The organism is Lutimonas halocynthiae (assembly GCF_030409835.1).
GTDB classification, from domain to species: Bacteria; Bacteroidota; Bacteroidia; order Flavobacteriales; family Flavobacteriaceae; genus Lutimonas; species Lutimonas halocynthiae.
In genome coordinates this window covers 118,815-142,762 of record NZ_JAUFQO010000016.1, presented here as the reverse complement: position 1 = coordinate 142,762, position 23,948 = coordinate 118,815, and the positions used below count along the sequence as shown (strand labels likewise).

The following is a 23,948-nucleotide window of genomic DNA, read 5'->3' as shown; positions in this document are numbered from 1 at the left end:
TCATGTAGAATTTTAATACTAAACCATTTGACATGGCTTTTTATATCAGAAAATCAGTAAGCGTTGGTCCAATTAGATTTAATTTATCCAAGAGTGGTATAGGCACTTCAGTGGGAGTAACAGGTTTCAGAGTTGGTGTCCGTCCAAATGGAAGTAGTTATGTTCATGCAGGAAGGCATGGGCTTTATTATCGAGAAGAATTAGGCGGTCGAAGAAACAGTAATAATAGAATAATAGATTCAGAAGTTTATGAAAATAATGATATCCCTACTGAAAAGTATAATTCTGTTTCAGCCAAGGAATTAAGACCAACATCAAGAAAAGAACTTCTGGATAAATTGAATAAATCCTATTCATCAATAAGACTGGATTACCTTAGTGCTATTATCGTTGCAATTACATCGTTTTATCTTTTCTCAATTAATAATCTTTATGGAATCTTGGCGGCTTCCATCGGAATTATAGCAACAATTTATATTGCATATTGGGAGTCAAAACGTAGAACCATTGAAATTAATTATGATTTCAAATCAAACTCTTCAGAAAAGTTTGAAAAAAGAATTCATGCATTCAATTTCTTGACTGGAAATAATAAAACATGGGCAATGATAGATTCAAGAAATATCTATTCTCATGAATCTAAAATAAATGCAGGAGCTGACAACTTAGTTAATCGTTCCGTTTCTAAAATAGGTGAAGGGAAACCCCCATGGGTTAAGACAAATATTAATATTCCAGTGATAGTTGCTCGTGGTCAATCAATTTATTTCATGCCGGACGGGTTGTTAGTATATGACAATAAAAATGTTGGATTCGTCGAATATTCTGACCTTATTTTAGAGGATGGCAAAACTAACTTTATCGAAGACGATAGAGTGCCAAAAGATGCCGAAATTAGCTACTATAGTTGGAAATATTCGAATCGAAATGGAGGACCAGACAAAAGATTTAAAAATAATCATCAAATTCCAGTTTGCAACTATGGCACAATCATTATTAAATCTACTAATGGTCTATTTTTATATTTAATGACTTCACAGGCTGATTCACCCTTTAATTTTTGTCAAAATTTTAAAACTTATTAAATGGAAATATTTATTGCAATATTCATTTTTATAGTAGTCATATTACTAACAAGATTATTCGGGGCATGGATGCTTCGAATTAATGATGTTATTGATGAATTAAAAGGGCTTAGAGAGGATATAAAATTCATGGAACGTCGTTTTAAACAAGATTCAGAAATCGAAGAGAAAAAATGCCCAATGTGTGCGGAAGTTGTTAATAGTGAAGCTTTAGTTTGTAAGCATTGTAAATATCAATTTCCCGAACCTGAAGAAGAAGAAGAAGAAGAAGAAGAAGAAATATTGAATGAAGAAATGGTTAACAATACGGACGTTTCTGCCCCTTCTTATAGAAAAATAATAATTTATATTGCTACTGCCGTATTAATTATAGCATCTATAACAATTTACATTTTAAGTTTTGTAGATTTTACCGAAGCTTGGAGGCAACCAACGAGTGTTGAAGAGTCTAAACTAAATAATGTGATAAATCAATATGAAGTTGCCTGTAAGACATATTACGTCAAGAAGATAAATTATAACGAATATTATGTAGCATGTACGGAGGATGGCTCAAAATGGGATTATAGAGAGGTTATAATCGATAGCGAAAAAATTTATTTATTAAGCCCTAAGATTGAACGTAATTTAAAAGAACCCGAGTAAATCACTTCAATACTTTTCACACTAATCACTCTCATGCTTTAAGATTTAGTGATGAAGTATCTTTGAAAATATTTGGAATGAGAAACCGTTCTAGGTAATCTATGAATATTGATATAAATAAAAACTATTCAATTATATTTACTTGTCATTAACAATTTAAAAGAGATAAATGTTAAGTATAAAAGCACTTCAATTTGATGGTTCAAGCAAATTGGTTAATTATTACACAGCCCCACATGAATGCCCTTTTTGTCATAATAGTGTGACTCCAAAGACGTTCCAGGCATTTCTTAAAGGAAACGCTCTTGAAATTGTTTATGGCTGTCCTAATTCCAATTGTGGTCGGATATTCTTAGCTCAGTTTAACCGAGGAACAAGTGGAGCTTCTTTTGCATACCAATCTTCTTCAATTGGAACATTTGTTGAAGTTGAGTTTTCAGATACTTTGAAAAACTTATCAAGTAATTTTATTGAAATCTTCAACCAAGCATCAAAAGCAGAATCCTTAAACTTGCACCATATAGCAGGAATAGGATTTAGAAAAGCACTAGAATTTTTAATAAAAGACTATTTGATTGCTAAAAACCCTGAAAAAGAAATAAACATAAAGAAAAAATTTCTTGGCAAGTGCATTAAAGATGACATCGAAAATATCAATGTCAGGGAAATGGGTGAACGAGCAACTTGGTTAGGAAATGACGAAACTCACTATGTTCGTAAATGGGAAGATAAAGACATTAAAGATTTAAAGTTGTTAATTAAAGTAACCACGCATTGGATTGAAATGGAACTTTTGACCGAACAATATAAAAAAGACATGATTTAAATCTTGCGTTTAATAACTCAAATTTTCATTAGTTTTTTCATTCCCCTAACTTATCAATCATTTCATCTAACTCCATACCCTCATCAGGGTAAATTTCTTAATCAAAAAAAGGATTGATATTAATTTGTACATTTGGTGAAAAAGTTGAAAATGATTAAGAAATATCTATTATTTACTGTTTTAGCTACGTCCATAATGACGGGTCAAGTCGGGATGAAACAATTTGTTATTGGAGAAGAATATGACGGAAAAAAGGAAGAAGGGGTAAAAATAAGGCTTGGTGGAATTGATGGAAAAGTATGGGCGGCATTCGTAGGAAAAACGAATTACATAACCGAATTGGGTTTTCATCCTAATGAAGAGTTTTATGAGGATTTTCAAGAAACCTTGAAATTTAGGGTTTTAGAAGATAATGGATACCCTCTATCTAACATGAATTTAGAAATAAAAAAAAGCGAAGTAAAGTTGTATGAGTTTTCAGAGACTTATAGATTTATTAAAGCAGTTGAGAATTTTTATGGCGTTAAATTTTATGAGGCACAATTTAACGCCACGCCGAGTAGGGCGTTAGAGTATAGAGCTTATAAAGATGGTCATTTTTTATTAATTATAATTGAGCATAAGGACGGGGATTGTAGGCTTGGGAAAGAATTTACAATGTCGTTTAGTATTAAAGCTCAAGGTGAGGTACTTGATAAAATCGAAAAGAAGTCCCGTGGGAATGATTTTTGATAAGAAGGAGGGGGTTTTCATTCCACCACTCCCACACATTAGCACATACCCTTAACATGGTAAATTTCAATAGGTTGATAATTCTATTGCATTGAGATTTAATTGAGATAGAAATCTACAGTATCCAACAACTTTTCTTCAAAGTTGTATATATCATCAATAGTCTCAATATTTTCTCTTATCTCTTTTTTATTTTTATCAATCAACCCAATATATTTTGTTCCCCCATTCAAATGAAGTCTACATAGTGGTTTACGATTATTATCATCTAGTAAAATCCCGAAATATGATTGGGTGTCTCTATATGCAATTCTTGATTTTTCAAGTTTACGCCTCAATATAGCAACAATCACTCTATAACCTTCCAATTCCTCCTCGGTAGTTTCTATCTTACTTTCTTCTACAACTTCAATGTTTTCCTCATCTTGCTGAACAGCTTCTTTAGACAATGCGCTTTGAAGTCTATCATTTACTTTTTCACTGATTAATTGATTAATTGCTTTTTGAACCAGTTCCCTAAACTGTTCCATAACCTTCTCCGTTAATCTACCGTTGTAAACTCTTGAGGCAAAGAATCGTACAAAATCATCTGAAGACTCATTCAATTCAGTATTAAAAACCTTGTTTATTTCCTTTGTATATTTTAAAGAACTGGCATTAGAAACAATCTTATCTATATCGAAGTTAGATTTATGAAATTTCGAAATTTCCAAAACTGTTGAATCCTTCAATTTGCTAATATTAAATTCTAGAAATGGTTTCTCATCCATTTTATTGGTGTGTTCTAGATCAGTGTAGAATCTATATTCAATTCCATTAGTTAAAAGAGCAAACCTCGACTTTGAAACATGAAAATATCTAAACAGTTGTGAATTATGAACATCTAAATCTTCCTTCCAATGTTTACACTCAATTATTAAAATAGGATTGCCATTTTCAAATATAGCATAGTCAACTTTTTCCCCCTTTTTTAAGCCAATATCTGCAGTAAATTCTGGAACTACTTCTGTCGGGTTAAAAATATCATAACCTAGTAAGTTTATAAAGGGTAAAATAAAAGCAGTTTTAGTTGCTTCTTCAGTTGTTATTTGTTCCTTCATTAGGTTAACCTTTTCAGTTAATTCCTTAAGTTTTGATTTTATTTCCATCGTATAAATTTTGAATATTTAAGCAGATATTGCAATGGATGAATTTATAAATTGTATAACTTAATTTAACTGACATATATCATGCAATTGCAAAATACCCTCATCAGGGTAAATTTGAGTAGGTTGATTATTGTCATGGTTTAAGGTTTAATTGAAGTCTACCTTTCGGTGAATATTTAAAAATATCTCGATTATGAAATGCAAGTTGGCAATTTTAGCTTTGATGATATATAATATGATTTCTGGTCAGGATTTAAAGATTGAGTTTAATCAATTAAATATGTTCGAGGGAGAAACAATAAATAATGTCCCAAATCAAGAGAAAGATGTTATTTATGGGAAAACCCTTGAATGGGTTGCATATAACTTTAGAAATACTGAATCAGTAATTCAATCAAGTGTTGAGAATAAAATGTTACGTTTCCAGGGTGTTTCAAATTCAATCATTACATCCAAGTTTTATACATATGGATTAAGTTATTTAATTCAAATTGACATTAAGGATGAAAAAGTAAAATATCATGTTTATGATATAAACTCGATTGCGGCTAATGGGGTAAAGTATGATATTGAGTTATCATTACTTTATTATGGTGATAGTAAGAAGAAGAAGCATCTAGACAAAGTTCAAAAAATGAAGAATGAAATCAATATAGAGTTGAATAATATCTATGATAATTATATTGATTTTCTATTGAATGATACAACCAATGATAATTGGTAACCAAATCTTTATTTAATATAACCATCAATGATTTTTTCGGGTTTTTCATTTCCCAACTCATCAATCATTTCATCTAACTCCACTTTCCAATATTCCAACTTTTAGCACTAAAATCATATACCCTTACTAGGGTAAATTTTATAGTTTACGGTAACCCATAATAGAAACCTAAACCTTTTCACCAGTTTTGTAAAAACAAAAAAAAGAGTATGAAAAAAGTAATATTATTAGGTTTGTTTCTATTTAGTTTAATCGGATGTTCATCTGAAGATGAATCGATAAAAGAAATACCTGAAAAATTTGATATAAAAATTGAAATTAAGGGTAAATATTCTTTTCCAAGGGCATCTATCTCTGTTAATTCAAGGGGTGTTAAACAGTGGGATAGAACAGACCTGCCTTTTACCTCTGAATACACATACTATACTTCAGGAGATGAAGTAACGAAAATACAGACAACTTGCGACTGCATAACCATAAGTGTTTGGGCATATCTTAGTCAAATAAATGAAATGGAAGAGTTTAATCTTTATATAAATGGAGAGTTGGTAGATTCCACAACAATTACTACTAAAGCTGTAAATGGAATTATCCGTCCTACAACACTCGAATTTGTATATTAATTTAAGTATTATCTGATTTTTAATATGAAACTAATAATTCTAACTAATACTATTTAGTACTAAAATTAAGGCTTTGAAAAGGATATTTTTTGCATTAACTGTAATGATAATTAGTTGTGACAAGGACGACGATACTTGTTACGAAGATTTATTGATTTGGAGAAATCAGCAAGAAGCTGACATAAGAGAACATGTAGGAAACGAAGCATCTCGAGATGAAAGAATACGCCAATTATATAAAGAGTTTGATTATCTAATTAAAGACTGTCATTAAAAAATTATTCAGCTTCAATTTCCAAATATCAAACCCCTCTTTAATCGGTAGGGGTTTCCATTCCCCTAGCTCCTTAATCATTTCATCTAAAGTCATATCCCAATACTTCCAATTATTAGAGATGATTTCCTCCTGATGCTGAGGGTGTGAATCGCAGTAATAAACAAGTTCTTGTAATTTCATAACCCAAAGTTAGAAACTGATATTGATTTTGAGGTAAGGAAAAACCTTGCTGTTGTTACGGAATTTCAAAAAAGTATCATTACTCTTTTTTTTCAGGATTTACCTTTTGAATTCCCATAACATATTCTAACCCACCCTCTTCGGAATAACCTCTTTCAGCATATAATTGATATGAAATTTTCTCTTTCCGAACATCTATCTTTTTTTTATAGACAGTATCCGTACCAAAGTAATTACACCAAGATGTAAATATTTTATTATTGGAACTAATTAAACGAATCTCACTAACTTTTTCGTTTCCAACAAACCCAATTATAGGCTTCTCTTTTTTATCAAAGACTATTAGGTATATTTCACCATCCGATGCATCTACAAATCTTCGCTCAAATTCAGGTCTAAATGAATCATATAAGTCTTTTGGGTCTTTATCAAAGCATGATAATATTTCTATTTTATCATCGGATTGTTTGACACATGACGTAATTAAGCTCAAAAATAATAATAGAAAAAGGGTGTTAGATAATTTCATAACAATAAATGTAAAAAGTACATAAATATACTGAGGATTAAGTCTATATACAATAATGTTATCGTTGAAAATTTTGGTTTACAATCGCATCCTAATAAAGTAGTAAATTGAAGTGGTATTTTATTATTAACAGAGTAAAGTAACCTAAATTCCCACCTATTTTGTCACCTAAAAATAGAAAACCCTCATAACAAATAAGTTACAAGGGTTTTTGCGGAGAAAGAGGGATTCGAACCCCCGGAGGTGTGACCCTCGCTAGTTTTCAAGACTAGTGCATTCGACCACTCTGCCATTTCTCCAAGAGTGTATCTGATTGCTCAAATGCGAGCGCAAATATAAAACCCTTTTTTGTTTTACTAAAGCATTTTATAATTTTTTTTCTAGTTAATTTCACTTAGCAACTAATTAAATAAATACTACTTTTATCGCTTACTTTTTTACATGGAATTAGAATTAATACTTTTAGCTTTTATTGGATTGGTAACCGGTGTTATAAATACCTTAGCCGGAGGTGGTTCACTGTTAACCTTGCCTATGCTTATCTTTTTAGGCCTCCCTCCTAGCGTAGCGAACGGAACCAATAGAATAGCCATATTAATTCAAAGTATTGTGACGAATGCCGGATTTCGGAGTAAGGGAATCAATACCTATCCATTCAGCATCTATTTTGGAATTTCAGCAACATTAGGCGCCATTCTTGGAGCACAATTGGCTATTGAAATTGATGGTGCGCTTTTTAATAAAATTCTTGCCATTATCATGGTCATTGTTGTTGCCTACCTGGTTTTAAATAGAAAAGCTAAACTTGAAGATGTTATAGAAAGAGTTAGTGGCAAGCACTTATGGACAAGTATTATTCTATTTTTCTTCGTAGGAATTTATGGAGGTTTTATTCAAGCTGGTGTCGGCTTTTTAATGTTACTGGTCCTTTCAGGGGTCAATAGATTTTCTTTAGTAAAAAGTAATGCCCTCAAAATTGTTATAACAGGAATTTATACCGTTTTTGCAGTGATCATTTTTATGGTCAATGATAAAATAAATTGGGAATACGGGCTGATTCTTGCTTTCGGAAATGCTGTAGGTGGCTGGTTTGCCAGCAGGTGGTCAGTTTCAAAAGGAGACGGGTTAGTGAAAATATTTTTAATCGTAATGGTGATCATTATGGCCATAAAATTATGGTTCTTTACCGACTAATTTTAAATTCTGTATAATGCCTAACAGGTGCAAGCTCATAGTTTACAGATTCTACCTTTGACATGGGTGAGCCTTTCTCTAAGAATCGCAACAATTGATTCAAATCTGATTCGATTCCTTCTGCTTCAACATAAACACTGCCATTCTGCTCATTCCTCACAAAGCCCACAATATTGAGTTTTACGGCTTCCTCAAAAGTATATTTTCTAAACCAGACACCTTGAACCTTACCTACTACTTGTATTTGATAGTTTTTGATCATTTTAAATACGCTCACCGGGTCGGAAGTGAAGGGTTCACCTCCGAAGGGTTCGCTACAGGGTCAAATTTATGATTAATATTCCAAAACTTATTAGTTCTCGTTTTTCACTTCTCACTTATTATAGTAACTTTGCTTTTCGATTTTTTTAATCTATTTACATGAGTAACTCAATTGGTAATCTTTTTAAACTAAGCACTTTTGGCGAATCACACGGTCCGGCAATTGGAGGTGTTATTGACGGTTGTCCTGCAGGTATTGATCTTGATCTATCATATGTTCAAAATGAACTGGACCGCAGAAAACCAGGACAATCAAAAATTACAACACAGAGAAAGGAGCCAGATCAGGTTGAATTTTTATCCGGCATTTTCGAAGGGAAAACAACAGGAACTTCTATTGGCTTTCAAATCAAAAATACCAATCAAAAGAGTAAAGACTATACTCATAATGTAGACGTTTACAGACCTTCTCACGCCGATTACACCTATGATCAAAAATATGGAGTACGTGATCACAGAGGTGGTGGTAGAAGTTCAGCAAGAGAAACAGCAAATTGGATTGTTGGTGGCGCAGTTGCCAAACAATTGATCAAAGACATCAAGATAACCGCTTTTACTTCTTCAGTAGGAGAAATTTTTATCGATAAACCATACCAAGAACTTGACTTCTCAACAATAGAACAAAATATCGTGAGATGCGCTGACCCAGTTATCGCTGAAAAGATGATTGAACATATCAGCGAAATCAAAAAACAAGGAGATACTGTTGGAGGAACAATCACCTGTGTTATTCAAAATATTCCTGTTGGATTGGGTGAACCTATTTTTAACAAACTGCATGCTGCACTAGGGCAAGCCATGCTTTCAATAAATGCGGTGAAAGGATTTGAGTATGGAAGTGGTTTTTGCGGAGCGAAAATGAAAGGTAGTGATCACAACGACTTATTTAATCAAGACGGTACTACTAAAACAAACCTGTCTGGAGGTATTCAAGGCGGGATTTCTAATGGTATGGATATTTACTTTCGCGTGGCGTTCAAACCTGTTGCTACATTGATCCAAAAACAAGATACGATTGATTCTAAGGGGAATAATGTTGAAATGCAAGGTCGAGGAAGACATGATCCATGTGTAGTGCCTAGAGCTGTTCCTATTATTGAGGCATTAGCCGCAATGGTCATGGCAGATTTTTACTTATTGGCCAGAGCCAGGAGCTAAACTCATACCAAACTTCTTTTTCCATCGCATTTTGCGATATTTAAATTCGTGGAATTTATCACAAGAAGCAGTGATATCGCTAATTACTTTAGCTTTATCCAGGCCTGTGATAGCAGCGTATTTGCTTCCTATAATTTCTATCATTGATGGTGTTAATCCTAATCTATTGAAATTATCAATCCTTTGCTGGTAATCCATTTTTTCAAATTTCATTCTATTCAGGTCAACCAAATAAAAATCATACGAACCATCCGGTTTCTTTATCATCAATGTATTCCCTTTTGAATGATCAAAACTATGGATCTCATTCTCATGCAACTGATATGTGAACTCAGTGAACTGCTCAAGGATATTCACTCTATCAGGATAATTCTCATCAAAAAGGTTTTCAAATTTCAAATCGTAATTCAAATTTTCAGAAACATAAAAACTTTCTTCTAAACCTATTAAATTACTATATTCTACATAGCCAATTGGTTTTGGAGTCAAAATTCCTTTAGCCAGTATATTCTTTCCATGTTCAAATGAGCGTCTTGCCTTCGAGCCTCTCACATATTTATAAGCAAAACGATTAATCAAATGTGGTACTTTAAATGATTTTACATTCCACTGTTTATCTTCAAAATCAAAAACTTTAATGGTATTTCTTTTCTTCCAATAGGTTTTGCCGGTATCATTGAATGAAAGAATAATTTCTTTGACTTTTTGTTCATTGGAAGCGTCATCCACGTGTATGTTGATCATTTAAACTACCCTTTTTAATGAATCTGAGATTAGACAAGAATTACTATCGAAGATAATTCTCATGGAGGTAAAAGTAATAATTATGTATCACTTAAAATAAAATTTTAATTCAAGCGTTTAAGATTCAGTTGTATGTTAACAAGTGCAACTCACTTCCCTCAAATAACAATTTTCTCATCATAAATTTAATACAGATGTTTCTGTATAAGGCCGTCGTGTAGGTTTCAGATTATTGAAGCATTCATGGATGTAAAATTGAATTGTCGAGTCTTAAACCTTCAACAGATGAAGAAAAAGACATTAATATATGGCTTTGCTCTCAAAAGCAAAGTCCCTAAAGATCCCTTTTTTTTGGACCGCTACTGGAAGATAAAAATTTCATAGCGGTCTTTTGTTTTGATATAAAACGAAACAAAAAAAGACTACTTATCGAAACAAGTAGTCTTTTAAACAAAATCTAAAATGTTAATTATTATTTCAACTTCTTATATGTCTTAAATGAACCTACGTTGTTTTCTTCTTGGACTCTGAACATCTCGCTTCCGTTTGGGAATTCAGTAATATTATACATAATTGAATCTGTTGAAAGTTCTGATCGCTCTAAATGTTGAGCCAGATCTTGCATAACATCTGTATTCAATTCATCATTAGTATCTAATACCAAAACGTTATCCGGTAAGTTTAAGACATTAATTGAACTGATTTTACTTTCATTGAATTCGACATCCATGGTAGCTTCTTTTAATTCATAATGATCAATTCCTAAACCCTGTGTTTCGTTTTGACCTTCATCATTATATACGAACCTTACTTGAAATTCATCATTCAAAAATTCACTTACTTCTAACAAGACTACTTCATTCATACCTGTGTTTTTAGGAGATGAAGTATCCTGAAAATACACTTCTTTCCATTTTTTTCCATCAAACACTTCGATAGAGAACTCGCCTTTTTCATCTTCAACCTGTAAGTTGTAGGTTACTTCTATCTGAACATCTTTAACATCCGAAAGGTCTGCAATCGGCGTTGTCAAGCTCGTTCTGTCATTTGATTTTGATCCATGAACATGATCATTAAATAACGCTGCACCTGAATCAAACTCAGATTCAATCGTTGGGCCACTGTTTGGCATTACACCCGTATATCCAAATTGCCACCCGGTGGCATTTGAATTAATTTCGTAGATCCAACCATCAGGAATTTCTGATTCGTTGAAACTTTCTTTCTGTATTTGTGCGGATATCGTATGGCTTAAAAACAAAACGATAATTATAAATCCGATCTTTTTCATTGTAATTGTTTTTGTATTACTGTTTTATAACGCTACAAAACCTAAAATATTTTATATGGTTCAAGGTTGTAAATGCTAATATTTCCTTAAAATTTTTCAATAAATCTTCTGAGTTGATTCCATTTCTTACGGAATAATTTATCTTTGCAAGGATTTTAAAAAAAATAAGACATGAACGACGGTTTATATGCGAAAATAAAAAGCACAAAGGGTGATATTCTTTTAAAGCTTGAGATGGAAAAAACTCCAGGAACAGTGGGTAATTTTGTTGCCCTCGCAGAAGGAAATTTAGAAAACTCAGCTAAACCACAAGGTGAAAGATATTATGATGGTTTAAAATTTCACAGGGTGATTCCTGATTTTATGGTTCAAGGCGGATGCCCTCTTGGAACAGGAACAGGAAATCCAGGTTATAGCTTTGAGGATGAATTTCACGCAGACCTTAAGCATGACAAGCCAGGTATTCTTTCTATGGCCAATGCTGGCCCTGGAACAAATGGATCACAGTTTTTCATAACGCATGTACCAACACCTTGGTTAGATAATAAGCATACTGTTTTTGGTGAAGTACTTGAAGGACAAGACATAGTTGATACGATCACTCAAGATGACAGCATTGAAAAAATGGAAATCATAAGAGTTGGCGGAGCTGCTGAAGCCTTTGATGCGATTGAGGCATTCAGAACTTTTGAAGGAGATAGAGATAAAAAAATAGCTGAAGCTAAAGAACAAATGGATGCTGAATTAGACAAACTAGCAGCAGGTTTTGAAAAAACTGAAAGCGGTTTAAGATATCAGATTATTCAAAAAGGATCTGGTGCACAAGCAAGTCAAGGTAAAGAAATCTCTGTACATTATAAAGGTCAGTTGCCTGATGGAAGGGTATTTGATTCTTCATATGATCGTAAACAACCAATTGACTTTACAGTAGGAATTGGTCAGGTTATAAAAGGATGGGATGAAGGCTTGCAATTGTTGCAAGTTGGAGACAAAGCACGTTTGGTTATTCCTTCTCATTTGGCTTATGGCTCGCAAGGAGCTGGAGGGGTTATACCTCCTGATGCCACATTGATTTTTGACGTTGAATTAGTGGCTGTTAAATAAGCCTTTCTACATAGAATCAAAAGCACCTGTTATTTTTATGACAGGTGCTTTTTTATGTGCTAATTATATTGTAACTTTAATAGTCCAATAATCCAATATTCATATATTATGAAATATTTACTCCTCATTTTTTCTTTCTGTTTTATCCCTTTTACTTGGGCTCAAGAAGAGGAACAGCATCCACTTTTAGCTGATGAATTTTACGGAGAAATTGGGGTCTTCATTCCTCAAAAGGACATTAAATTTGGCGCCAGTGCTGAGTCTGAGGATAGTGATATTGATTGGTCAGAAACATTCGATTTCAATGATAACCAGGCTACCCCATTTTTAAATTTAGAATGGAGATGGAACAAGAAATGGCGCTTAACCGTAGAAGGTTTTACCGTAAACAATGCTGCTGGGGCAACATTAAAAGATTCTATTAAATTTGATAATGTAACTTTTCTACCAGGCAGCACTGTTAGAGGAGGAGTTAGTGTGGGCGTGTTTAGGATATTTGTGGGGAGAACAATTTCATCCGGACCAAAACATTCTTTAGGTGCCGGACTTGGAGTTCATGCCATGAACCTTGGACTATTTATAGAAGGTGAGGCCTTATCCAGTGAAGGAGACCGTAAATTTGAGAAAAAAACTATTGATGGCTTGATCCCTTTGCCAAATATAGGAGGATGGTATCATTGGGCTCCTACACCAAAATGGGCATTTGTAGCCAGGGTTGACTGGTTTGGAATCACTATTGATAAATACTCAGGAGGCTTATGGGATATTGCACCGGGTGTTAAATACCAGATTATAAAAAATTTCGGGGTTGGTTTGGACTATCGTTTTTTCTTTTTAAACGCAAGAGTTACCGATGGTAACTTAGACGGCAGATTCAACATGGATTTTTCGGGGCCGTTGTTAACCCTTCATGCCAATTTTTAGTAAAATATGCAAATCGATCCATTAGAACAACTTAAATATCCTATCGGGAAGGCAAAAATTCCTGAAGAAATTACAGAAATTGACATTCAAAAATGGATTAAAATACTTGATTCCTTTCCAAGAAAGATGCGTTTGATCACGCAGAAGCTATCTGATGAGCAGTTAGACACCCCTTATAGAGATGGTGGCTGGACAATTAGACAAGTGATTCATCACGTGGTTGACAGCCATTACAATAGTTATATCAGATTCAAATGGACTTTGACTGAAGATAAACCAGTGATTAAGGCTTATCATGAAGACCGTTGGGCCGAATTAAATGATTATAAGGCTCCGATAGAATTATCTCTTACCGCCTTAGAAAGTCTTCATGCCAAATGGGTTTATTTACTTAAGGGACTGTCAAAAGAAGAGTTAAAGCGGGTATTTATACATCCAGATACGAATGAAGAAGTTTCACTTGAAAAAAACATTGGTATCTACGCGTGGCATAGCAAACATCATTATACCCATATAGGGAATCTATTGATAGATAAAGATTGGTTCTAATTTATTAATTTTCATCATCAAGCTTTCCATTTAATATTACATCCCATACTTGGTTTTTGCTGACCATGTAATGTTTTGCCGGCTAAAAGTAAATCTAATGCTTCTCTAAGATCAGTTCCGCTTACGGGCACGCCGTTTCCTGGTCTTGAATTATCGATTTGCCCTCGGTAAACCAATTTTAAATCCTTATCAAAAACATAATTATCTGGTGTACAGGCCGCTTGATAGGCCTTAGCTACCTCCTGCGATTCATCATATAAATAAGGAAATGGGTAAGACAAATCAAGCGCCACTTTTTTCATCATTTCAGGACCATCTTGCGGATAGTTGACACTATCATTCGAGGAGATGGCAATAAACCCAACTCCTTTCTCTTTATACTCCTGTGCCATCCTAATTAATTCATGATTAACATGAATAACGAATGGGCAGTGATTACATATAAAAACTATAACTGTTGCTTTTTCTCCTTTTAACTGTTCTAAAGATAAAACCTCATTCGAAATCGTGTCAATTAATTTAAAATCCGTAGCCTCAGATCCTAGAGGAAGCATATTAGATGCTGTGTTCGCCATAAATCCTAATTTATTTATATATTTACTTCAATCTTGACACAAAAATAATCTTTTAAAAGGAACCATTTATTAACTTTTTAAGATGCTATTCTTGCTTACTAGAAATAAAAGCACATTCAAATAATATTAAAATTGAAATCAATCCTATGAAGACAGCGCAACAATGGTATGATGAATATGCCGTAAGCCATCAAAACGAAACCAATCAAAAGATCCATTATATCTGTGTTCCTGCCATATTTTTCAGCATCGTCGGGATGATCATGAGTATTCCTTCAGGATTTATTCAAAACACATTAGGTATTAGCAATCCTATGATTGGAAATTGGGCCAGTATCGTAATGGTCTTTCTTTTGATCTTTTACATCCGCTTATCATTTACGCTATTTTTAAGAATGTTAGGATTTGGTGTACTTACCATCATTGGCAACTACTATTTAGGTCAATACCTGCCTTTATTTATTACTTCTGTAGCAATTTTCGTTGCTGCCTGGATCGGGCAATTCTACGGGCATCATATTGAAGGTAAAAAACCTTCCTTTATTAAAGACCTTCAGTTTTTATTAATAGGTCCGGCCTGGGTCTTAGAAAAACTATCTAAGTAATGAGTTCAGCCGTTATCTCTTTTGAAGACTTTCAGAAAGTTGATTTGAGAGTTGGAACCATCATTGAAGTATTGGATTTTCCTAAAGCCAGAGTTCCTGCTTTTCAGCTTAAAATAGATTTTGGTGACCTGGGAATAAAAAAGTCAAGTGCTCAAATAACCACCTTGTATTCAAAGGAGACTTTAATGCATAAAAAAGTCATAGCCGTTATAAATTTTGAAGCCAAACAAATTGCAAATTTCAAGAGTGAATGCCTTGTTTTAGGGCTTCAAAACGGTAAAGATGTAGTACTTTTACAATCAGGCGACAATATCGCTAACGGAACACAGGTACTTTAATACAAACCTAAAATTTTATTGTTTTAAGCATGTCAGTGACAAAAGAATTGCATCAACTTTCAACCGATTTAAGTGGCGAATTATATACTGATGATCTTCATAAGAACATGTATGCTACTGACGCCTCAGTGTATAGAAAAATACCTTTGGCAGTAGCCTTTCCAAAAGGGCCAGATGACATCAAAACACTTATAGATTTCGCATCAAAGCGAAAGATTTCACTCGTTCCAAGAACCGCCGGGACATCACTTGCGGGTCAATGCGTTGGTGAAGGAATCATAGTGGATACGTCTAAAAACTATACACGCATACTAGCCTTTGATGAAAAGAATAGAACCATTCGGGTTGAACCAGGAATTGTGCGCGATGAATTAAATGAATTTTTAAAGCCATTTGGCCTGTTTTTTGGTCCGAACACTTCTACTTCAAACCGTTGCATGATTGGCGGAATGGTTGGAAATAATTCTTCTGGAACTACTTCAATTCAATACGGCGTTACCAGAGACAAGGTAATTGAAATGAACACTGTTTTGTCTGATGGATCAGCCTGTGCCTTCGGAAATCTGACTAAAAAAGAGTTTAACGAAAAACTAAAAGGAAATTCACTTGAAAGCAAAATATACAACCTGCTTTTCAGCGAATTGTCAAAAAAAGAAACCCAAGAGGAAATTAGAAATGAATTCCCAAAACCATCGATTCATCGCAGGAATAATGGATATGCAATAGATGCCTTACTTGATAATGAAATCTTTTCTGATGAAAATAAGCCAATCAATGTAGCAAAATTACTTTGTGGAAGCGAAGGAACTTTGGCTTTCACAACAGATGTTACCTTATCTCTTGATCTCCTCCCTCCTGCCCATAACATCATCGTTGCTGCTCATTTTGAAAGTATTCAGGAAAGTCTTGAGGCTGTAGTTGCAGCCATGAATCACAATCTATATACTTGTGAATTAATGGATAAAACCATTCTTGACTGTACCAAGAATAATCGGGAACAATTAAAAAACAGATTTTTTGTTCAAGGCGATCCTGCCGCGATATTAATGATGGAACTCTGTCATGATGATCCGGATATTGTCAAAAAAAATGCGCAAGCACTTATTAAAGAATTACAAGACAAAAATTTTGGTTACGCGCATCCTATCCTATTAGGTGACGACATTGGAAAGGCCCTGTCTCTTAGAAAAGCAGGCCTGGGCTTGTTAGGTAATATAGTGGGTGACCGCAAGGCTGTGGCCTGTATTGAAGACACCGCTGTAGAAGTTAAGGACCTACCAAACTACATTGCTGAATTTACAGCAATGATGAAAAGCTATGACCAGGAGGCTGTTTATTATGCCCATGCGGGTGCTGGCGAACTGCACTTAAGACCTATCCTCAATCTTAAATTGAGTGAAGACATCCATTTATTTCGTGAAATCACCAGTAAAGTAGCTGAACTTGTAAAGAAATATAAAGGTTCAATGAGCGGGGAACATGGAGATGGTATAGTCAGATCAGAATTTCTAAGTCTTATGTTGGGTAAAAAGAATTATGAGCTGATGAGAAGGATCAAACAAGTATTCGATCCGCAGCAAATTTTTAATCCTGGAAAGATTATTGACCCTTGGCCTATGGATGCTTCTCTAAGGTATAATCCGGATCGGGAAGAACCTCAAATAGAAACCATTCAGGATTTCTCTGATTCACAAGGCATATTAAGAGCTGCTGAAAAATGTAATGGCTCAGGAGATTGTAGAAAACCTGTATTTGCCGGCGGAACAATGTGCCCAAGTTATAGAGCTACTAAAAACGAAAAGGATACAACTCGAGCTCGAGCAAACATGCTGCGAGAATACTTAACGAATAGCGAAAAATCAAATCGATTTGATCATGCTGAACTAAAAGAAGTATTTGATCTCTGTTTAAGTTGTAAAGCCTGTGCCAGTGAATGCCCTAGTAATGTTGATGTGGCAGCATTGAAAGCTGAATTTCTCTATCAATATCAAAAAGAAAACGGTGTGAGTTTCAGGACGAGGTTATTTGCGGATAACGTGAAATACAACAAGTTAGGCTCTTTAATGCCCTCCATTGCCAATTTGGTATTAAGTACCAGCCTGGCTAAAAAAATAATGGGCGTGGCTATACAAAGAAGTATTCCTAAGCTTGCTCAGAAAACAACTAAAAAATGGTATCAAAACAATAAAAACAGGTTTAAAAATACCCATTACCCAAATGGTCAAGTTTATTTGTTTATTGACGAGTTTACAAACTTTTATGATGATCAGGTTGGAAAAGACTGCATCGAAGCTCTAGTAAAGTTAGGCTATGAGGTTTTAATTACTGATCACGAGGAAAGTGGCAGGAGTTTTATCTCAAAGGGTCTCTTAGATGAAGCTAAAGAACTAGCAAACCTTAATGTTGACTTTTTCAAAGAAAAAATTAATAAAGATGCACCACTTGTTGGAATAGAACCTTCGGCAATTTTAACTTTTAGAGATGAATATCTCAGATTGGCAGATGACAAAGAAAATGCGAAGCTCATAAGTACAAATGCCTTTACAATAGAAGAATTTATTGAGAGAGAAATTAAAAAAGGCAAGATTCATAAACGTCAATTTACAAGTAAGGCAAAAAAAATAAAAGTTCATGGACATTGCCAGCAAAAGTCGCTGTCAAATATGAAGGCTACTTTTAGCATGCTAAACCTGCCTCAAAATTTCGAAGTTTCAATTATGAATACAGGATGTTGCGGTATGGCCGGATCGTTTGGTTATGAAAAAGAACACTATGATCTAAGCATGCAAGTAGGAGAAGATACACTTTTCCCTAAAGTTAGAAATATGGAATCTAATGTTGAAATTATTGCCTCAGGAACAAGTTGTAGACACCAAATTAAAGACGGAACAAATAGATTGGCAAAACATCCAATTAGCTTGTTCAAGGAAGCTTTAAAATAAGTTTTGCAGACAAGGTAAATTTATTTAATTTTAGAGCCCTCTTAAATTTAATTAGAGAACGATTATAATACCCTTTTTAAGGCTACTTGTAAGATATTACTATCAATATAATACATTCCAAGTTGCTTTATATCAAGATATTGTAATTTTATTAATCAAATAACATTGAAATGAAAAAATTCATCACTGTTTTATCTTTCACCTTTTTTTTATGCTTTTCTGCCGTTAGTTATGGGCAGGCTGAGGCAGAAACCGGGCCTAAACCTTCACTCGATAATGGTACGATTGAAAGCCAATTCGGTTATTTATACAGAAAATCTAGTTCTTATCAAGAATATAAAGTTGTAAAAAAGACCTCTTATCAAAAGATTAAAGGGAATGTTCTTGACTCAATGCAGGCCTTGAAGAAAGATTTAGGGGACACAAAAAAACTAGTCGAGGTTCAAGGAAACGAGATTAAAAGTTTAAAGTCTGATCTCCAAACGACCAATAATAACTTAACATCCGTAACGAAGGAAAAAGACAATATAAAGTTTCTTGGTATACCCATGACCAAAGGTTCGTATAACAGTTTGTTATGGACGATCATTTTTAGTTTAGTTGCCTTGCTCCTATTCTTTATTTTCAGATTCAAATCAAGCAACTCCATTACAGTGCAAGCCAGAGATCTGTTAAGTGATACTGAAAAAGAATTTGAAGCTTACAAAGCGAAAGCCCTTGAAAGGGAGCAAAAAGTAAGAAGAGAATTACAGGATGAGCTAAACAAGCAAAAATATGCGGATAAAAAGGGTAAGAAATAAGTATTTTTTTATCATAAAAATTTACAAACCGAATAATTGATTTTATTCGGTTTTTTTATGCGCCAAATTCTGGCGCGTGACTTAATTAGTAATGATACATCTCACTTGTCAGATCATGATGGTTAATCCAACTTGGTCTCTAATTATTTTTTTATGGTTTTAATCATTAAATTGCTGATACTAAACCTTTAATATACAAATTTTGAAGAATTTCCTTAGCCTGCTCATTATTTTCTTACCTATTGTGGCCTTTACGCAGCAAAAATTACCAAAAGATAAGCAAGACATCAACAACGCTATAGAAGCTCATAAAAAGGACCTGATCGCCATTAGCGATGAAATCTGGGCCAAAGCTGAAACTGCATTTGAGGAATATGATTCTTCTAAGATCTTATCAGACTATGCAGAAACGAATGGGTTTACAGTTGAAAAGGGAGTCGCGGGTATGCCAACTGCTTTCGTAGCAACTTATGGATCTGGTAAGCCCGTCATTGGCATATTGGGCGAGTTTGACGCCTTACCCGGTATTTCTCAAAAAGCGGTTCCGGTCAAGGAACCTTTAAAGGAGGGAGCCGCCGGACATGGATGCGGACATAACTTATTTGGCGCAGCCAGCCTAGGTGCGGCCATTGCCATTAAAGAACTAATTGAGCAAGGAAAGATTCAGGGTACCATTAAATTCTTTGGAACCCCAAGTGAAGAAAAATATTTTGGTAAAATATGGATGGTCAACGCAGGCCTTTGGGATGACGTAGATGTAAACATGAGTTGGCACCCTCACGCTTCTACAGAATCAGATGTTCAAAGCTCTCTGGCCTTAATTGATTTTAAAGTTGAATTCTTCGGACAGGCCGCGCATGCTGCAGCTGATCCTTGGAATGGCAGAAGCGCCTCGGATGCACTCGAATTATATACATCAGGAATCAACTATTATAGAGAACACGTTAAACCAAGTGTAAGAATGCATTATCATATTCAGGACGCAGGTTTAGTGGTGAATGTTGTTCCTGATTATTCAAAATTATGGGTACGAATCAGAGACTCTAAACGCTCCGGAATGATGCCGGTTTATGAAAGGGTCATGAAAATGGCTGAAGGAGCAGCCATCATGGCAAATGTAGATTATAAGATTACTTTGATTTCCGGAATTTATGAAGTATTGGTAAATCGAGCCGGCGGTGAGGTTTTACAAAAAAACTTAGAACTACTGGGGCCAATAACATATACAGAGGAAGAAATAGCCTTCGGAAAAAAAATTCAAGAGGTTACCGGTAAACCTCAACTAGGCCTTGATAGTGAAATAAGCGCATTAAAAGAAACAAGAAAAAACCCTGGTGGTGGTTCAACAGATGTTGGGGACGTAAGCTGGAATGTTCCCAACATAAATCTTAGAGTTACAACTGCCCCTATAGACACGCCCTGGCATTCTTGGGCGGTAGTAGCCTGCGGTGGAATGTCAATTGGTCATAAGGGCTTAATTCAGGCTGCAAAGGCCATGGCAATGACGATGTACGATCTATATGAAAACCCGAAAACGGTACAAAAAATAAAGGATGAATACAAAGAAAGAAAAGGAACTGAAGTATATAAAGCAATGATTCCAGAAGGCCCTCCACCAATTGTTGAGCCTTAATAATTATGCAACAATTTTTAAAATTTATTTATGGTCAAATTTGAATGTGAGGTTAAGTAATCCGGAGCATTTGTACCTTCATTAAATAACAAATCCAGTATACTCAAATTGCTTATAAAACCATGCTTGTCATCAAACACCTGAGTATAGGAACTTAGCTCATAAGCAGGCATTTTCCTTGCATTGGCTAAAAACCTATAATCATTGTCTTTTACATTTGTATCAATATAATCATTGGTAAATGAAAATTTTTGATCCAGCTGTAAACAATCATTGATGAGCTCATAAGAATGCATGTTTAAATCCAGTAAAAATTTATGAGGTTTTTCAAATATTTGCATGAGTTCATCTTCATAAAATTCAAAATAGGGTGATGACCTGTAAGACGATTCAAGAGACTTTATGATATTTTTCTTCCATGCGAAGGTATGATCAATCTTAATGTCTTTTGTTTTTTGCCTTTGATTCGATTTTGAATGCTGAATAGGAACGCTTAACAATTGCCTTCCATTTGCTCCATAAATATAGCACCTGTTTCTATAGGTCTGCTTTTGGAAGTTATCCTGTTTCTCAAAAATAATTTCCTCTTGATCAGCGATCAATACATATTGGATAATTGGGGCAAAAAAGCTTGGTTGTACGAGCAAAATAAAAAATTAAAATACGAATTAAGCAGCCTTCTTTCTTTTTCTAAACCAGTTAAAACCATAAAGAACCAACATCAATCCAACAAATGGAAAGAAAAAAGATATGGCTTTACCACTTCCTCCAACCGTTGTGAATAGTCTTTCCCATCTGACTTTATCTAGTCCCTGACCGTCAGAATTCCAACTAAACCAAATAAATACAGGCTTACCAACAACATGATCATAAGGTACATAACCCCAATATCTTGAATCTTCAGAGTTGTGGCGGTTGTCACCCATCATCCAGTAATAATTTTGCTTAAACGTATAGGTATCCACCGGTTCTGCACTTCCGTTTAGATAAATTTGACCGTTTTCAACACGAAGTGTGTTTTTTTCATACTCCACAATAATTTGCTTGTAAAAAGGCAATGACGCTATATTTAAGGCAACTGTTTTCCCTTCTTCAGGAATATAAACAGGTCCAAAATTATCACGGTTCCAGTCAAGAGAACTCACATTAGGAAATACATCTTCAGCCTCTCCTTTTGGAGATAAACGTTTGGTCAAACTCTTAACTGTAGGGTTCTTTGAAATCAATTGGGCATCCTCATCAGCGAGATTCAAAATATAATTTCCGTCCTGTAACCTACCTCCTTCTCTAACGTGATATCTACTCTTCAGACTCTTGACGCTTAAAGCCTTGCCATCTGTATCAGTTTCATAGAAAAACTGTAATCTCGCTCTATCTGGTAATACATTCTTTTTTCCATTGATATAAACATACCCATCTCTGATTTCAAGCGAATCACCAGGTATTCCAACGCAGCGTTTCACATAATTGGATTTTTTATCGATGGGTTTTCTAATCTTTCTATTCGTCTTTTTAAAGAATTGCTCAACGGTATCCACGGGCCAGCTAAAGACAACAATATCGTTTTGCTTTATCTTTTGCAAGGCTGGTAATCGCATATAAGGCAATTGAGGAAACTTCAAATAACTCTTGGTTTTAACAATTGGCAAGGTATCATGAACCATAGGTGCCGCAACAGTTGTCATCGGTACCCTTGCTCCGTAATGGAACTTACTCACAAACAGAAAATCTCCAATTAACAAGGATTTTTCCAAAGATGATGTTGGAATAGTATAGGGCTGCATAAAATAAGTGTGCACCAATGTTGCTGCAATAACTGCAAAGGCTATTGAACTCACCCATTCTCCTGTTGCTGTTCTCGGTTTTAGGCTTCTATCTTTGATATAGGCCACATCTTCCATATAATTCACATAAAAAATGTAAAAACCAAGACTTAATACGACAAGAAATGAATCTTTTGTGGTGTTCTTACCAAAGCTTCTGATCGTTTCAACCCAAACTATAGGGAACATCAAAAGGTTAATAATCGGAATGAATAGCAATATCACCCACCATTTTGGTCTGTTGATTATTTGCATCAAAACGATTGCATTGTATACGGGAATAATTGCTTCCCATGCCTTTCTACCTGCTTTGACATATAATTTCCAGGTTCCCAAAAAATGAACTACCTGCAGGATGAGTATAAAAAGTAACCACTGTGTTAAGGTCATAATGATTTTATATTTAATTCTTATTTATCTTAATTAGTATAAGAGTCTTGTAAAATGTTACCTTTTTCAAAGGATATATTTTATAAACTCAATACGTCTTTCATATTAAAAACACCTTTTTTTCCATGCAACCATTCGGCAGCCACTACAGCTCCAAGTGCAAATCCGGTACGATTAAAGGCAGTATGTTTAATTTCTATAGCATCAATCGCTGATGTATAAGATACGCTATGGGTACCTGGTACTTCACCTTCTCTTTTTACTTTAATAAAAAGGTCATCCGAATCAGCTGTTTCTATATTCCATTGTTTCTTTTCAGAATTTTCGAGAATATCGTTTGCCAGTGAAATTGCTGTACCACTGGGCGCATCTAGTTTGTGAACATGATGAATCTCTTCCATGGCAACGTCATAACCTTTAATCTGTTCCATCATTTTTGCCAGATGTGCATTCAAATTAAAGAACAAATTAACTCCGATACTAAAATTTGAAGCATAGATAAAAGCCCCGTCATGCGCCTCACAATATGATTTGATCTCATCGAATCTATCCAGCCAGCCTGTTGTCCCTGAAACTACTGCAACATTGCTATCAATGCAATCTTTAATATTATCAAATGCAGCAGCGGGATGACTAAAATCTATAGCGGCATCGGCAAGACTTAGATCCACGTCAATTGGATCAACGTCTTTTCTAATGACAATTTCATGTCCTCTTTCTAAGGCAATTTCTTCAATGGCCTTTCCCATTCTGCCATAACCTAACAATGCAATTTTCATTTCTCTATA

General features: G+C 34.6%; 27 protein-coding genes and 1 tRNA gene. 17 read left to right on the top strand and 11 right to left on the bottom strand.

Translation table 11 applies throughout. From position 1 onward, the window contains the following. Positions 1-32: 32 nt before the first annotated feature. From QWY87_RS13600 to QWY87_RS13585, 4 genes are all read left to right on the top strand, one after another. Entirely contained in the window at positions 33-1,085 is a 1,053-nt protein-coding gene (locus QWY87_RS13600) for a DUF4236 domain-containing protein (RefSeq protein ID WP_290292139.1), read from the top strand. Then, complete coding sequence (locus tag QWY87_RS13595) at positions 1,086-1,730, top strand: C1 domain-containing protein (RefSeq protein WP_290292136.1); 645 nt, start codon at positions 1,086-1,088, stop codon at positions 1,728-1,730. It abuts the gene before it with no gap. A gap of 169 nt (positions 1,731-1,899) precedes the next feature. Then, a complete protein-coding gene (locus QWY87_RS13590; protein ID WP_290292133.1) occupies positions 1,900-2,556 on the top strand; it encodes a DUF4145 domain-containing protein in 657 nt (218 codons plus the stop codon). A 150-nt stretch (positions 2,557-2,706) separates the two neighbouring features. After that, positions 2,707-3,288 (top strand): hypothetical protein, encoded by a 582-nt coding sequence (locus QWY87_RS13585; RefSeq protein ID WP_290292131.1) that lies wholly within the window; start codon positions 2,707-2,709, stop codon positions 3,286-3,288. Positions 3,289-3,386: 98 nt separating this feature from the next. Here QWY87_RS13585 and QWY87_RS13580 read toward each other — a convergent pair whose 3' ends face one another. Beyond that, positions 3,387-4,436 (bottom strand): type I restriction endonuclease, encoded by a 1,050-nt coding sequence (locus QWY87_RS13580; RefSeq protein WP_290292128.1) that lies wholly within the window; start codon positions 4,434-4,436, stop codon positions 3,387-3,389. 193 nt (positions 4,437-4,629) lie between these two features. Between QWY87_RS13580 and QWY87_RS13575 the strand changes: the two genes are divergently transcribed. The 3 genes from QWY87_RS13575 to QWY87_RS13565 all read left to right on the top strand — a co-directional run bounded on the left by QWY87_RS13575 (position 4,630) and on the right by QWY87_RS13565 (position 6,057). After that, positions 4,630-5,160, top strand: coding sequence for a DUF4468 domain-containing protein (locus QWY87_RS13575; protein ID WP_290292127.1), 531 nt, complete (start codon positions 4,630-4,632; stop codon positions 5,158-5,160). 209 nt (positions 5,161-5,369) lie between these two features. Further along, positions 5,370-5,783 (top strand): hypothetical protein, encoded by a 414-nt coding sequence (locus QWY87_RS13570; protein ID WP_290292125.1) that lies wholly within the window; start codon positions 5,370-5,372, stop codon positions 5,781-5,783. Between the two features lie 73 nt (positions 5,784-5,856). Next, complete coding sequence (locus QWY87_RS13565) at positions 5,857-6,057, top strand: hypothetical protein (RefSeq protein WP_290292123.1); 201 nt, start codon at positions 5,857-5,859, stop codon at positions 6,055-6,057. On the opposite strand, the gene QWY87_RS13560 is transcribed toward QWY87_RS13565, so the two are convergent. From QWY87_RS13560 to QWY87_RS13550, 3 genes are all read right to left on the bottom strand, one after another. Then, the gene (locus QWY87_RS13560; protein WP_290292120.1) at positions 6,037-6,240 is read right to left on the bottom strand and encodes a hypothetical protein; all 204 of its coding nucleotides are present in this window, start codon (positions 6,238-6,240) and stop codon (positions 6,037-6,039) included. The genes QWY87_RS13565 and QWY87_RS13560 overlap by 21 nt on opposite strands. A 79-nt stretch (positions 6,241-6,319) precedes the next feature. Next, positions 6,320-6,769 (bottom strand): hypothetical protein, encoded by a 450-nt coding sequence (locus tag QWY87_RS13555; protein WP_290292118.1) that lies wholly within the window; start codon positions 6,767-6,769, stop codon positions 6,320-6,322. Between the two features lie 214 nt (positions 6,770-6,983). After that, a tRNA-Ser gene (locus QWY87_RS13550) sits at positions 6,984-7,068 on the bottom strand. A 142-nt stretch (positions 7,069-7,210) separates the two neighbouring features. On the opposite strand from QWY87_RS13550, the gene QWY87_RS13545 reads away from it, so the two are divergent. Continuing rightward, positions 7,211-7,963 carry a sulfite exporter TauE/SafE family protein gene (locus QWY87_RS13545; protein ID WP_290292116.1) on the top strand — a complete coding sequence of 251 codons (753 nt, stop codon included), beginning with the start codon at positions 7,211-7,213 and terminating at the stop codon, positions 7,961-7,963. Here QWY87_RS13545 and QWY87_RS13540 read toward each other — a convergent pair. Continuing rightward, complete coding sequence (locus tag QWY87_RS13540; protein ID WP_290292113.1) at positions 7,953-8,225, bottom strand: acylphosphatase; 273 nt, start codon at positions 8,223-8,225, stop codon at positions 7,953-7,955. The two genes, QWY87_RS13545 and QWY87_RS13540, sit on opposite strands and share 11 nt — an antisense overlap. Before the next feature lie 158 nt (positions 8,226-8,383). Here QWY87_RS13540 and aroC point away from each other — a divergent pair, with 158 nt between their 5' ends. Beyond that, positions 8,384-9,442 carry a chorismate synthase gene (gene aroC / locus QWY87_RS13535; RefSeq protein WP_290292111.1) on the top strand — a complete coding sequence of 353 codons (1,059 nt, stop codon included), beginning with the start codon at positions 8,384-8,386 and terminating at the stop codon, positions 9,440-9,442. Here aroC and QWY87_RS13530 read toward each other — a convergent pair. Both QWY87_RS13530 and QWY87_RS13525 read right to left on the bottom strand, forming a co-directional pair. After that, entirely contained in the window at positions 9,419-10,186 is a 768-nt protein-coding gene (locus QWY87_RS13530) for a hypothetical protein (RefSeq protein WP_290292109.1), read from the bottom strand. The two genes, aroC and QWY87_RS13530, sit on opposite strands and share 24 nt — an antisense overlap. A gap of 472 nt (positions 10,187-10,658) precedes the next feature. Continuing rightward, positions 10,659-11,477, bottom strand: coding sequence for a hypothetical protein (locus tag QWY87_RS13525; RefSeq protein ID WP_290292107.1), 819 nt, complete (start codon positions 11,475-11,477; stop codon positions 10,659-10,661). A gap of 171 nt (positions 11,478-11,648) precedes the next feature. Between QWY87_RS13525 and QWY87_RS13520 the strand changes: the two genes are divergently transcribed. The 3 genes from QWY87_RS13520 (at position 11,649) to QWY87_RS13510 (ending at position 14,054) form a co-directional block, all read left to right on the top strand. Then, complete coding sequence (locus QWY87_RS13520; RefSeq protein WP_290292105.1) at positions 11,649-12,581, top strand: peptidylprolyl isomerase; 933 nt, start codon at positions 11,649-11,651, stop codon at positions 12,579-12,581. A 108-nt stretch (positions 12,582-12,689) separates the two neighbouring features. Next, the gene (locus QWY87_RS13515; protein WP_290292103.1) at positions 12,690-13,505 is read left to right on the top strand and encodes a hypothetical protein; all 816 of its coding nucleotides are present in this window, start codon (positions 12,690-12,692) and stop codon (positions 13,503-13,505) included. Positions 13,506-13,511: 6 nt separating this feature from the next. Continuing rightward, on the top strand, positions 13,512-14,054 hold the full coding sequence (locus QWY87_RS13510; protein ID WP_290292101.1) for a YfiT family bacillithiol transferase: 543 nt from the start codon (positions 13,512-13,514) through the stop codon (positions 14,052-14,054). A gap of 17 nt (positions 14,055-14,071) precedes the next feature. Here QWY87_RS13510 and QWY87_RS13505 read toward each other — a convergent pair whose 3' ends face one another. Continuing rightward, positions 14,072-14,629: a thioredoxin family protein gene (locus tag QWY87_RS13505; RefSeq protein ID WP_290292100.1), complete on the bottom strand. Its 558-nt coding sequence runs from the start codon at positions 14,627-14,629 to the stop codon at positions 14,072-14,074. A gap of 146 nt (positions 14,630-14,775) precedes the next feature. On the opposite strand from QWY87_RS13505, the gene QWY87_RS13500 reads away from it, so the two are divergent. From QWY87_RS13500 to QWY87_RS13480, 5 genes are all read left to right on the top strand, one after another. Continuing rightward, complete coding sequence (locus QWY87_RS13500; protein ID WP_290292098.1) at positions 14,776-15,234, top strand: Mpo1 family 2-hydroxy fatty acid dioxygenase; 459 nt, start codon at positions 14,776-14,778, stop codon at positions 15,232-15,234. After that, the gene (locus QWY87_RS13495) at positions 15,234-15,572 is read left to right on the top strand and encodes a tRNA-binding protein (protein ID WP_290292095.1); all 339 of its coding nucleotides are present in this window, start codon (positions 15,234-15,236) and stop codon (positions 15,570-15,572) included. Before QWY87_RS13500 ends, QWY87_RS13495 begins: the two co-directional genes overlap by 1 nt. Positions 15,573-15,601: 29 nt before the next feature. Next, complete coding sequence (locus QWY87_RS13490; protein WP_290292092.1) at positions 15,602-18,514, top strand: FAD-binding and (Fe-S)-binding domain-containing protein; 2,913 nt, start codon at positions 15,602-15,604, stop codon at positions 18,512-18,514. Positions 18,515-18,684: 170 nt separating this feature from the next. Further along, positions 18,685-19,314 (top strand): tRNA (guanine-N1)-methyltransferase, encoded by a 630-nt coding sequence (locus QWY87_RS13485; RefSeq protein ID WP_290292090.1) that lies wholly within the window; start codon positions 18,685-18,687, stop codon positions 19,312-19,314. A gap of 202 nt (positions 19,315-19,516) precedes the next feature. Beyond that, complete coding sequence (locus tag QWY87_RS13480; protein WP_290292088.1) at positions 19,517-20,947, top strand: amidohydrolase; 1,431 nt, start codon at positions 19,517-19,519, stop codon at positions 20,945-20,947. A gap of 17 nt (positions 20,948-20,964) precedes the next feature. Here the strand turns inward: QWY87_RS13480 and QWY87_RS13475 are convergent, their stop codons facing one another. From QWY87_RS13475 to dapB, 3 genes are all read right to left on the bottom strand, one after another. Continuing rightward, positions 20,965-21,594 carry a WbqC family protein gene (locus QWY87_RS13475; protein ID WP_353959173.1) on the bottom strand — a complete coding sequence of 210 codons (630 nt, stop codon included), beginning with the start codon at positions 21,592-21,594 and terminating at the stop codon, positions 20,965-20,967. Positions 21,595-21,615: 21 nt separating this feature from the next. Continuing rightward, positions 21,616-23,160 carry a signal peptidase I gene (lepB, locus tag QWY87_RS13470; RefSeq protein ID WP_290292087.1) on the bottom strand — a complete coding sequence of 515 codons (1,545 nt, stop codon included), beginning with the start codon at positions 23,158-23,160 and terminating at the stop codon, positions 21,616-21,618. An 80-nt stretch (positions 23,161-23,240) separates the two neighbouring features. After that, a complete protein-coding gene (gene dapB / locus QWY87_RS13465) occupies positions 23,241-23,939 on the bottom strand; it encodes a 4-hydroxy-tetrahydrodipicolinate reductase (RefSeq protein WP_290292085.1) in 699 nt (232 codons plus the stop codon). Positions 23,940-23,948: the final 9 nt, after the last annotated feature.